The following is an 11507-nucleotide window of genomic DNA, read 5'->3' as shown; positions in this document are numbered from 1 at the left end:
TAGATACGGGAGATGTGGACGCTACGGGCGGTCATCCAGTTCCGGAACACCGCTCTGTCCGTCGGCGTAGGCAGCCATGAAGGCCGGCCGGGTCTGCCACCGCTGCCAGAAAGCGTCGATATGCTCAAAACGCTCGTCCAGCGGGGTGGCGTTTACCGGGTATTTAGAGAACGCGATCGCGGTGGCCAACGTGATGTCCGAGAAGGTCGGTTGGTCTCCGCCGAGCAGCCACGCCCGCCCGTCAGCAAAATGCCGGTCGACCAGTGCAGCATGCGCAAGGGCCACCTTGCGCGAATGCTCACCCCATGAGGGGTTGTGCGTCAGTTCCAGCTTGGGCCCGAGACCTTGGTGAAGGACGTGGAAGGCGGTGACGATCGGATAGAGGATGTGGACCCAGACCCGGTTGTCCCACATCTGGTCGAGGCCGCGCTCTATCGGCGTCTCGCCCATGATCTTGCGGCCTTCGAAGCTGTCGTCGAGGTAGCGCGCAATAGCCGACGTCTCGCTCAGGAACGACCCGTCCGCCAGCACCAGCGTCGGCGTTTCGCCCCACGGGTTCATTTTCAGGTGTCGCCACCCGCGCTGCTCACCCACAGGCGACATGTCGTACACCGTCTCGGCAAGCCGTTCGGCGATGCCCTTCTCGTGCATGAAGATGCGCAGCCGCTGTGGATTGGGGAAGGCGGAAGGGGAGGTGAAGAGCGCCAACTTATCAGTCATAGGAAGTTTTGCTTTCATCATTCCATCACCTGCCTGTCAGATGACAGGTACCTATCTGCGGCTTGAAACTTGCCTCGTCAATCCCTGTCTGGCATATGATAGGTGGAGGCGTGACGATGGCGGCGACGGTCAAGGAGAATGCGCGGGAGGCGATCCTGTTGGCCGCACGCGAGGCGGCGATGACGCGTGGCTATGGCGGCATCAACTTCCGCGACCTCGCCGCGACGGTCGGCATTAAGGCCGCCAGCATCAACTATTACTTCGCCAACAAGGCGTTGCTAGGTGAGGCGGTAGCGCGTCGCTACCAGGAGGATATCGCCCGCGATCTCGAGGCGATATCCACCGACGCGAAGGACGCCAGGGACGCGTTGCGGCGATACCCTAGCATCTTCCGGGCGTCGCTGGAGCGTGACAATCGAATGTGCCTCAGCAGCTTCATGGCGACCGAGCGTGACGAGCTGCCTGAGCCGGTTCTGAATCAGGTACAGGCTTTCGCCGACGTCAACGTGGCGTGGCTCAGTAAACAGCTTGCCGCCGTAGCGATTGGATCGCCCGAAAGCGTTGAGGTAAGAGCGCGAGCAATCTACGCGGCGGTTGCCGGAGCACAAATCATCGCCCGCAGCAGATCCGACATCGCCGTGTTCGATACCCTGATCGAAAGCTACCGCGCGGTGGGGCCGCTCCCTAGCTAGCTCCTTATATTGTCCTAAGTTGCGTAGCTGCACGCTCGACAGACATAAACCAATGACCGGTATGAGGATTGGCGGGGGGAGGGCTAAATGACCGCATGTGGGTCTATCTCACGTCGACGGTAATTCGGTGCCAAGCCGTCGAGAGGTAGCCGGCGAAGTTCCAGACATCTTCTGCCCGCTCGGGCTGCGATTGCCCGGCGTCATCGACGGCACGTACCACTATCTCGTTCTGGCCTGGGGCCACGTCTATGTCGCAACGCCAACGCTGCCACGCATCCGGGACGGTTTCCTGATCGATGAATTGTGCTTGCGCCCACTGCTGGCCTCCATCGATCGAGAGGTCAACGCGCGCAACGCGGCGGCCGTAAGCTAGCGCATAGCCGGTGACCGCCAGCGGGCCGGCACCGACGATCTCACCATTGCGAGGGACGCAAATGGCAGAGTTGACCGGCATTGCCTCGATCACCATCCCCTTGCTCCAATCGACGTCTCGACCGTCCTCGTCGGGCGGGAACAGTTTATAGTCCCGGGCTTGGATCGGCGCAGCGCTGGGCTCGTCGCGCAGTTCGATACGGGTCACCCACTTTACGCTCCGCACTCCCGCATAGCCCGGTACCACCAATCGCATGGGCGCGCCGTGTGCCGGGCTGAGCGGCTCACCGCCAATAGCCCAGGCGATTAAGACGTCGCCCGTCATAGCGCGCTGTAATGAGATCGAGATTTCGTAAGGGTGCGTCTCACCTTCGACCTTGTCCGCGTCTGCGGCAGTGCAGGCAATATAGCCCTCACGCCGGTCCCCGATGCCCAACTCGCTCAACACCTCGGCGAGGCTGACGCCCGTCCATTCGACGTTGCCGATCGCGCCGACTTCCCATGGGTCGCCGTTAGTCTTTCCCGCCGACTGGAGATCGGCTCGACGGTTTCCCGCGCATTGCATGGTCGCGACGATGCGTCGCTCGGCGAAATGTGCTTTGAACTGGGCAAGTGTCAGGTCGGCGTCGCGCAGGCCATTGCCTCCAAACCTGATCGCATGGTCGTCGGCTAGGTGGGGTATAACCCCATGGCTCCGGACGTAGAGCAGGGCCTGCGGGGTGAGGTATCGCTCGATAAGCCGGCTGGGCAGCGGCTCGGCGTTAAACGGCTCGCGCTGCTGGATGATGAAGTCTGCTTCGTTGAAGTCATCCATGATGCCCGCTCCTATGGTTTCGCGTCTTTGCAGCATAGCGGCGGCGGTAATTACTGACTATGCCGGCCGTCGCAGCGCGGCCCGCTCGCGTGCGGTTCATCCCATAACGCGGCGTGCCTGTATTCTGGCCGAGTCCTAAGAAGTTTTATGGGGGAAGCGCCGCTTGCGGTCCGCCCGCTAGACAAATTCCTGCGAATATGAACGAGCGGCAGAAGTTGAATAAGCCGTGGGCCCCTCTGAACAACCATAATTGGGTCTTCGCCCCTCAGGGCTGTACCGCTCCTCCGTCATTGGGCCATGTCAGACGCTCGTGCAAAGCGCACTGGCGGCATGCCGACGTGCCGGGTGAAGGCTGTGCTGAACGTGCTGGCTGATCCATAGCCGACCTCGGCAGCGACCTGACCGATCGCGAGGTCGCGTGTCCGCAACAGGCGCTTCGCTAACGCCATCCGCCAAGTGAGTAGATACTCGATGGGCGGTATGCCGATCGTGCTGGTGAAGCGTGCGAAAAAGGCGGAGCGCGACATGGCCGCTTCGGCCGCCAAGTCCGAGACCGTCCACGGATGCGCGGGGCGCGCATGCATGACTCGCAACGCCGCAACCAGTCGTTCGTCGAACATGCCCCGGGCGAGGCTCGGCATGGCGGCGGGACCGGAGCCGCAGCGCAACGCCTCGATCAGGAGGACCTCGAGCAGGCGTTCCAGCACCAATTCGCGCCCAGGCCTTGCCTTACGGGTCTCGTCCCCGACCAAATCCATCAACGTAGCTAGCCGCGGCTCGCCGCGTGCCACCACCATCGCCGGCAGCAGCGATACGAGCAGAGCGGCGTCCGGTGACGCGAAACTGCAGATGCCGACCTGCATGCGCAGATTGACGGGCTGATCTACCTGTCCGATGCGGAACCGCCCCTCGCCGATCTCGGTCGGGCTCATGACGGCGCCGTCCGGCGGTGGGTCCATGCTCTCAATGCCGTCTATGGCTCGATCGCCAGTAGCCGGCAGCAGCACGAAGTCGCCAGCCCGCACAACGATCGAGGCTTGGCCGGCGTTCACGACCCGGCATTCGCCTTCCAGCACGGCGAGATAGACGGGTTTGCCCTCGACGTCGCGCCGGATGCGCCAACGACCGGCATATTCGACCAGTTTCGAGAAGCTCGCGGAGGGCCGTAGCAGGGTCACGATCTCGGCAAGCGGATCAAGGGTCATATCAGGACGATCGCCAATGAAGTCGGGATTGTCGACCATAGCCAGTCTTGATCCTGGAAACCATCTTCGGCGCTCCCCTACTCGTCAACGGAGCAAGATATGCCCAGCGTTCTCATTACTGGCTGTTCCTCTGGATTTGGTCTCGAAACCGCAAAACTGTTCCTCGACCACGGCTGGAGCGTCGTTGCAACGATGCGCACGCCTGACCCCGACCTGCTGCCGTCGTCGGACCGGCTCACCATCCTGCCGCTCGACGTCACAGACCGCGACAGCATCGCCAGCGCCGTTGCGCAGGCGGGGCCGGTAGACGTGCTGGTCAACAATGCCGGTTTCGGCGCCGCGGTCCCGATCGAGCTCATCGAGTTTGAGACGGCGCGCCAACTCTTCGAGACCAATACGCTCGGCACGCTTGCGATGATGCAGGCGGTCCTTCCGGCTTTCCGCGAGCGCCGATCGGGCGTAATCATCAACGTGACCTCGACCGCTACGCTGAAGCCACTGCCGCTGGTCAGCACCTATCGCGCCAGTAAGGCCGCCGTGAATGCGCTCACCGAAAGCCTGGCGGTTGAGATGCAGCCGTTCGGCGTACGCGTCCATATCGTGCTGCCCGGCCGCTCCCCGACGACGCAGTTCGGCGCGAATGCGAGACCGCACCTGCGCGGTTTCGACGATCCCGATTACAAGCCGATGATCGAGGGTATGATGAAGCAGTTTCAGGAGGACACAGGGCCCGTCACCCATGCCGAAGATGTTGCAGCTGCCGTGTTCGAGGCCGCGACCAACCCGTCCGCACCGCTTAAGATACCCGCCGGTCCAGATGCGATCGCCTGGATGGCGGACGCGGCCTGACGCGCGGAACCCGGTGACCGGCGGGTAGCCACCCGCCGGTCACCGGGACGCAGCCTGAAGATCAGGCGGACGCGAGCCGCACTGCCGTCTCGTGATAGGCGTGCAGGGGCCGGCCGAGCAGGCTGGCCATGCGCTCGCGGTCGCCGGCCTCCGGGATCATCCCGTCGCTGACGTAGCGCTCGGCCATCAGCCGCATCTCATAGGCCATCCAGCGCGGCATGACCGTCGCCATATTCTGTTCGAAGCCGCTGGGATCGTCGCCGCCATAGACGACGGGGCGGCCGAGGACGTCGGACCATATCGCTGCCACGTCTTCGCCGGTCAGCGTCTCGGCGCCGACCACGTTGATCCTCTCGATCGGAAGCTTTTCCGGTGCGCGATCACGCCGGATCAGCTCGATCGCGGCGACCTCGGCGATGTCGCGCGCATCGACCATGGCCACGCCCTTGCCGCCGATCGGCATCGGATATTGGGAGCGGACGGAGTGACCCGAATGGCGACTTCTGGGTCACCAAGGCAGGTTCTTGTTGAAGCGATCAGAATAGCGCAGCCCGCCTCTGATTTCAAACGTCCGGCGCGATGGAGGTTCCGAAGTCGAATGCGTGGGCGGGTATATCGAGCACTCGCGCAAGAACATTGCAGGAACATAAAAGGCGGTGTATCTAGATAACGTGGAAAGATCGACAGCCTCTGGCTCAGGTCGCGTGCGGGTCATCGATCTCGAGACGTCTGGGCCGTCTTCGCACAACGTGTGCGAGATCGGCTGGCAGGACGTTGTGATGGGCGACGACGGTGTCTGGCACGTCAACGACGATCGCGGCGCCGTGTTCGTCAACCCTGGCGCGCCGATCTCGACCGATACCATGGCGGTGCATCACATCATCGATGCCGATGTCGAGGGCGCGTCCTACTGGGCGGAAGCCGCGCCGCCCATCCTGCGACCGGCAGGCGGAGCGATCGCGCTTGCCGCCCACCGTGCGACCTTCGAGCAGCGCTTCTGCACGCCCAGACTGTCGGGAGGCGCGCGATGGATCTGCACCTGGAAGTGCGCGCTCAGGACCTGGCCGCATCTTGCCGGCTTCTCCAACCAGCGCCTGCGCTATCAGCGAATGCCGGCGGGTCTGGATCGGGCGATCGGACTTCCGGCGCATCGCGCGCTGCCCGACGCCTATGTGACCGCCCATCATCTGCGCGACATGCTGAATGCCTCTTCGCTCGATCAGCTGCTTGCCTGGAGCGAGCAGCCGGGTCTGCTTCCTCGCGTTCCGTCAGGCCCGCATCGCAAGCGACTGTGGAGTGAGCTGAGCGATGAGGCGTTGTCGGCGTTCATGGAGAACCGCGACGTGGACGTGCGGTTCAGCGCGAACGACGAGCTGCAGCGCCGCGGAAGGTTTGGTGAGGGCGCCGCGCAAGAGCCAGCGCAGCAGTCGCTGCTCTGATCGGCCTAAACGTCGGTGCGCCTCCAACCTCTTGAAGAACGCGGGAACGTAGGACGCACGTCGTCTTGGATCCTCGAAGCGGCGGCAATCAGTGATCTTCTTGCGCATGGCCATCTCAGCGCCGCGATGCGAGTAATTGTTCTTGATATGTCCTACAGGTGTCGGCCCGTGGTAGGCCCTCTTAGCGAGTCCATGAAGCGGAGTTCGAGAGCATGGGGTACGAGGGCGTTCGGCCGACCGGTGGCGGCTGGCCAGAAGGTCTGACGGATCTGGAGGCGGTGCAGCGGCTGCGCACGTTGTGCCTCGCGGCATGCGACGGCGTCCAGGATCTGGCCGACGACAACCGGTACAAGGCTCTGCGCCGCGCGCTGCTGAAACGCGCCGACCTCCGTTCACTGGCGCCACCCTTCATCGCCGCGCAACCGAACCTGCAGGCCTACGTCCGCCATGTCCGCGAGACGAGGGACCGCGGTGAGCGCCGCGACATGGTGCGTGCTCAATTCTCGCCGCTATTCGACCACGTCGGCGATCCTCACATGGCATGTTCCTCAGCTTGGACCGGCAGACTGTCACCCCGCGAGCAGGCGGAGGTCGTTCAAGCGATCGCGCCGGCGGCGCTGACCGTCGTGCAGCGATTGATCGACAACGAGATGCGCCTGCGCGGCAACGGTGGTCCGGTCGATGAGGACAGAGAGCAGGGGTTGCAGCAACTGCGCGCCTTGCATGAGGCGCTGGGCGAGCTCATCAGGCTTGCAGAGGCGGAGCAGCCGCTGGATGAGGCGCTCGGCACGCTGCAGACGATCCGGCGCTCGGCAGCAGCCTCTGTCGGGAGGGTGATCGCCACCGTGCCGGTGACGGCATCTGCGCTGCTCGGCTTTGCAGGTGTTGCCGGGCTGACCGAACTGCTGCTTGGCAACGTCGTCGTGTCACTCGCCGCCGGAGCCCTCGTCGGCAACACGGTGAAGGACTCCATGCTTCGGCAGGACCGGAAGAAGGATTAGCGGGGCGTCGCGACGGCCTCCAACCTGTTTGCCCGCAATTTAGGCGGCACGCTTGGTGCGGCGGTCCTCGGCACCGTGCTCAACGCCAGTCTCGCCCGAGGGCTCGCCGGGTCACTGCAACAGATCCAGCAGCTGCTTGTGGACCAGGGATCGTCGGCAGGCGGGCCGGGCGGGGCTGGCTCCTGGCCTGCACCTGACGTTCGCGGCCGTCCTATTGATCGCAATTGTGACACTGGCGCTCTCAGTCTTCGTGCCGCAAACGACCAAGGAAGATGGAGCGCCAACCTGAACCGAGGTCCGCTTGCGGGCGGCGGAAGGAGCGCCTTGAACGTCTATAATTGGGTCTGCCTGCCTTGAATGAGAGCCGATCACGTTTAATAACGGCCTGGCAGGCGGTCCGATAGTACTTGAAGCGATCGGCAGCCGCGCCAAATTCATGACCGTCTTCAAGTCGCGACTTCAGTAAGCTCTTTCACGGTTGCGATGTGCCGGCGGGCGGTACACGATCAAGCGATGATAAGCCTTATCGCCCTCGCTCTCGCTATGCCGCCCGTTGCGACGGTTGGGCCAATGGTGCAGCCCGGCGCTTGGGAGGTGAAGTCGAAACTCATAGACCTTACGATACCAGGTGTGCCTAGCTTCTTTGTTCGCATGGCACGTGGGAAAACCAAGGTTGAGCGCAAACAGATTTCGGCGGGTCAGGGCATCGAAGCGCTGCTCGCGCCGGACCCAAAGGCGCAATGCCGGATCGAAAGCCAGACCGTTGCAAACGGGCGCTACACGCAAACGCTAACCTGCCCGCAAAAGAAGGGCACGCCAATGCGTATTGTCCGCGTAGGAAGCTATGACACGACCGGCTTTGTTGGGCAGGCAATCGTTACCGGCGCCGCACCTAAAGGAGCGCTTCGCATTGTCCTTGACCAGCGGGCGATCCGTGCTGGCGCTTAGCCGCAGCACTCACCACCGCTAATCCGATAAAGGCTGCCAAAATAAAATTGCGATTGTTCCTCTTGGCGCCCTTAAGTAGATAGCGACATGAACGAGTAGCAGGAGTTGAGGAACTCGAAGGGTGGGCTGAGCGGCTGTTAATGGCTACAAACGCCCGCCGGTCGCCAAGTTGAGGTCTTCAGGTTAGAAGGAGCTGAGATCAGGGCGAGAAGGGCACCGCCGTCATAGTCGAGCATTTTCCCCCTGACGCTTATGGCCTTCTAATCCTAGCGCCTGAGATCGCTCTTGCCAGTGGATGGCTCGGGGGTGAAAGGGTCGTCGGTCGCGCAGCCATCCGTGACCTGCTGATCAAGGCCGCTCGTTTCAACGAACAGGAACGGCAGAGGCTAACTATCCATCTGCCTAGCAGAGCAGTCACGCTCCGGTTGGACGAGATTGAACGGTACTGCGGAGCGTAATACCGCCCGGTACAGGCCGATGAACGAACGGCCGCTTCTGAATGGTGCTCCTAGTTTTCTAAACGTCCGCCTGTAGGCCGATTCTGCCCGCGCTAAACCGGCCAAAGCGCCGGGAGTTGTATCGGTAAGGCGCCCACCGGCCGAAGCCGGCGGGCGTGACATCAGGCGTCTTCCGCCTGCAGGTTGACGGTGGTTTCCGCGAGCTTGCTCATATATTCGTCGCCGCCATAGATTTCCTTGGTGGCGGCTTTGAGCTTCTTGCTATCGTCCTTGAGACCCAGCGCATCTGCATAGGCCGCCGCGGTGCCGAAGCCGGCGATGCCGTAGTGGGTCATACGCTGATATTGCGCGATGATCATGACGTCGAGCAACGGACCCTTGTCCGGTCCTTCTTCGAGCACGTGCTTGGTTGCTTCGGCGACGAGGCCTTCCATGCCCTTGCAATGCTCTTTCGAGACCTTCTCGTCGTTCGCCGCAATTAAATCCTTCAGCACGTCGGTATGCTTTTCGATCCCGGCTTGGGAGTTGGTCAGCATCTCCTTGAGCGCCGCGTCGCTGGCCTTAGTGGTGATCTTCTTCAGCACCTTCCTCATCTGGTCGTTGGCGGACCAGAGATCCTTCAGCTCGTCGGTGTAGATTTCCATGAGATCTTCCGGAGCAGACATGGTGCGCTATCCTTTTCGTACCTGGACAAGATTGCCCGCTGGTTATCTTCAAACCGCTCACTGTGCGCACCGTTCCCGAGCTCGCGAAAATGCCCGAATGCAGGCTCGAACACCGCTGCTGCGCGAACATTCGGGCGCGCTCAATACCATCCTGATCAACTGAGCGTGAGTCGTTCGGATATCTTGGACTGATCAACACGCTCACCGCCTCCGCGCGGCGACGACCAGTCGGCGGTCGAGACCGCGCCATATCGAAAATTGAAGGAACGTCGCAAGTTGGAGAGGCGAACAACGCCGGGATTGGCGAGGTTTGGGTCGACGCTACGCTCGGCCCCGACGCGATCTATTCGGAGTCGGGTGACCATAGCGGGGCGGCAGTGCAGCATTTACGCCAACGCCTCTTCAAGTTTGACCTTTCCGCCGATCGAGACGCATCGCATGTGGCCGCGCCATAAGATCGACATGCTGTGAAAGGTCAGCCAGTTGCCTCCTCACGCTTGAGAGTGGAACGTTGCAGATGGTATTCTGCCGATATCAGTCGGTGGGTTTCCTCTGCCGCGAGGGCCTCACCGAACAGGAAGCCTTGTCCCTGGTCGCACCCATGAGCCCACAGGAGGTTACGCTGTGCCTGTGTCTCCACACCTTCGGCGGTGATCTGTGCGCCTAGACCGCTGCCAAGCCCGATCAGACCACGGACGATCGCGGCGCTGCCGGCATCGCGTTCGATTTCATCGACGAAGCTGCGGTCGATCTTGATCTTGTCAGGCCTGAAAACGCGCAGGTGGTAGAGGCTCGAATAACCGGTGCCGAAATCATCCAGGGCGATGCGCACGCCCATGCCGCGCAGCTGGTCGAGGGCGCGAACCGCGGCGTCGAGGTCGCGCACGAGAGCGCTTTCGGTAATCTCGAGCTCGAGGCGCTGAGGCAAGAGCTTGGCGTCGGTCAGGATTTTTAACACGGTCAGACCGAAGAGCGGATCCTGAAGCACGAAGCCTGAAATGTTGAACGAGAGCGTGACATCCGAGGGCCATGTCGCTGCCTGGTGACAGGCTTGCTCCAACAGCAGCTGAGTGAGGTCCGTGATGAAACCGGTGTCTTCAGCGACCGCGATGAAACGTTCCGGTTTCACCTCGCCCAGTGTCGGCGAGGTCCAGCGCGCCAATGCCTCGAAGCCGATGATGCGATTGCCGTCGAGGGACACCAGCGGCTGGTAGAACGGTCGCACGGTGCGCTCAGAAATTGCGAGGCACAACTCGCGCTCTAGCGTGTCGCGCTCGCGCGCCTGCGCGTCCATGCCCTCCTCAAAGAAGCGAGCTGCGGACGGTGAGCGATGTTTCTCCTCTTTGGCGCGGTAAAGGGCCTTGTCCGCTTTGTTGCGCAGCTCTGCGGCATCCATGCCGTCTTGCGGGGTCAGCGCGATGCCGATCGCTACGCCAACACGGTGTTCGGTGCCACCAGCGCTCACCGGCACTTCAAGCGCGTCCATGACGCGTTGCGCGAGACCCGTCGCTGCCTCCACCCCTGCGGCATGGGTCGCCAAGATCGCGAATTCATCACCACCCAGCCGAGCAACCACGTCGCCACCGCGTATGATCCGCGCCAGGCGACCGCCCACATGGAGCAGGACCTCATCGCCAACGCCGTGCCCATAGACGTCGTTGATGCGCTTGAAGCCGTTAAGATCCATCATCAACAGGATGTGCGCTGCATCAAGGCTGGGCGGCGAGGCGACAGCAATCGCGAGCGCGTCGTCGAATGCGCGGCGGTTCGGCAAGCCTGTCAGCGCATCATGCAGCGCTAGATTTCGCGCTTCCTGCTCGGCGACGATGCGCCGTTTTGTTTCCCGTTTTGCCTCAGCCAAGCGGCGCAGGGCGAAGATCACTAGCCCGGCGCAGAACAAGGCGGCGATGAGCAGCACTTCGTTTGTCGTGATGGGAGGGGCGCCTTCGCCCTCGGTCTCGAAGACGTCGACCTCGAAGCAGTAGAAGGCGACCAGGGCGGTGACGACCGCCAGGACCGAGCCGTCGAGCAGCTTGAGCCTGTGCCGCACCATCGCCGCCCAGAACCTTGTCATCCTCAACGCCTTTCTCAGCAGCGCGCCCATTGGCGTTGCCTACTGAAAATAGGTTTCAATGTGGTTGCCGGGATAACTCCATCTCAGCAACATGCCGCTCCAGGCTGAAGCTGTAGAACAGTGCCTTCTGCGTCACCGTTCGCTCGCCCATCATCGGCCCGTCTCCGCTCGTCCTGCGACGATTGAATCAGACCGGGCATCACTACTGCAAGGACGAGTTTTTCAACAGAATCGGGCGTCAGCGGAAGTGGAAAATCGCCTGCGCGAGCA

11 protein-coding genes are annotated in these 11507 nt (G+C 62.4%); 5 read left to right on the top strand and 6 right to left on the bottom strand.

Annotated elements, in window-relative coordinates:
- Positions 1-21: 21 nt before the first annotated feature.
- The gene (locus tag L8F97_RS20370) at positions 22-720 is read right to left on the bottom strand and encodes a glutathione S-transferase family protein (RefSeq protein ID WP_242154284.1); all 699 of its coding nucleotides are present in this window, start codon (positions 718-720) and stop codon (positions 22-24) included.
- A 116-nt stretch (positions 721-836) separates the two neighbouring features.
- On the opposite strand from L8F97_RS20370, the gene L8F97_RS20365 reads away from it, so the two are divergent.
- Entirely contained in the window at positions 837-1412 is a 576-nt protein-coding gene (locus L8F97_RS20365) for a TetR/AcrR family transcriptional regulator (protein WP_242154282.1), read from the top strand.
- Positions 1413-1515: 103 nt separating this feature from the next.
- On the opposite strand, the gene L8F97_RS20360 is transcribed toward L8F97_RS20365, so the two are convergent.
- Together L8F97_RS20360 and L8F97_RS20355 are read right to left on the bottom strand one after the other, a co-directional pair.
- Entirely contained in the window at positions 1516-2598 is a 1083-nt protein-coding gene (locus L8F97_RS20360) for a molybdopterin-dependent oxidoreductase (RefSeq protein ID WP_242154280.1), read from the bottom strand.
- A 287-nt stretch (positions 2599-2885) separates the two neighbouring features.
- Positions 2886-3842, bottom strand: coding sequence for an AraC family transcriptional regulator (locus tag L8F97_RS20355; RefSeq protein WP_242154278.1), 957 nt, complete (start codon positions 3840-3842; stop codon positions 2886-2888).
- A 60-nt stretch (positions 3843-3902) separates the two neighbouring features.
- Here L8F97_RS20355 and L8F97_RS20350 point away from each other — a divergent pair, with 60 nt between their 5' ends.
- Complete coding sequence (locus tag L8F97_RS20350) at positions 3903-4652, top strand: SDR family oxidoreductase (RefSeq protein ID WP_242154276.1); 750 nt, start codon at positions 3903-3905, stop codon at positions 4650-4652.
- 61 nt (positions 4653-4713) lie between these two features.
- On the opposite strand, the gene L8F97_RS20345 is transcribed toward L8F97_RS20350, so the two are convergent.
- The gene (locus tag L8F97_RS20345) at positions 4714-5115 is read right to left on the bottom strand and encodes an NmrA family NAD(P)-binding protein (protein WP_242154274.1); all 402 of its coding nucleotides are present in this window, start codon (positions 5113-5115) and stop codon (positions 4714-4716) included.
- 241 nt (positions 5116-5356) lie between these two features.
- Between L8F97_RS20345 and L8F97_RS20340 the strand changes: the two genes are divergently transcribed.
- The 3 genes from L8F97_RS20340 (at position 5357) to L8F97_RS20330 (ending at position 8040) form a co-directional block, all read left to right on the top strand.
- On the top strand, positions 5357-6091 hold the full coding sequence (locus tag L8F97_RS20340) for a DNA polymerase III subunit epsilon (protein ID WP_242154272.1): 735 nt from the start codon (positions 5357-5359) through the stop codon (positions 6089-6091).
- A gap of 278 nt (positions 6092-6369) precedes the next feature.
- Positions 6370-7092 (top strand): hypothetical protein, encoded by a 723-nt coding sequence (locus L8F97_RS20335; RefSeq protein ID WP_242154270.1) that lies wholly within the window; start codon positions 6370-6372, stop codon positions 7090-7092.
- 513 nt (positions 7093-7605) lie between these two features.
- Positions 7606-8040, top strand: a complete 435-nt coding sequence (locus tag L8F97_RS20330) for a DUF3617 domain-containing protein (protein ID WP_242154268.1) — start codon at positions 7606-7608, stop codon at positions 8038-8040.
- 619 nt (positions 8041-8659) lie between these two features.
- Here the strand turns inward: L8F97_RS20330 and L8F97_RS20325 are convergent.
- Entirely contained in the window at positions 8660-9163 is a 504-nt protein-coding gene (locus L8F97_RS20325; RefSeq protein WP_242154266.1) for a ferritin-like domain-containing protein, read from the bottom strand.
- Between the two features lie 475 nt (positions 9164-9638).
- Positions 9639-11267: a putative bifunctional diguanylate cyclase/phosphodiesterase gene (locus L8F97_RS20320; RefSeq protein ID WP_242154264.1), complete on the bottom strand. Its 1629-nt coding sequence runs from the start codon at positions 11265-11267 to the stop codon at positions 9639-9641.
- Positions 11268-11507 lie beyond the last annotated feature (240 nt).

Source organism: Sphingomonas sp. BAUL-RG-20F-R05-02, from assembly GCF_022662305.1.
Classification (GTDB): domain Bacteria; phylum Pseudomonadota; class Alphaproteobacteria; order Sphingomonadales; family Sphingomonadaceae; genus Sphingomonas.
The sequence above is the reverse complement of the archived record's forward strand: the minus strand, read 5'-3'. Positions and strand labels throughout refer to the sequence as shown.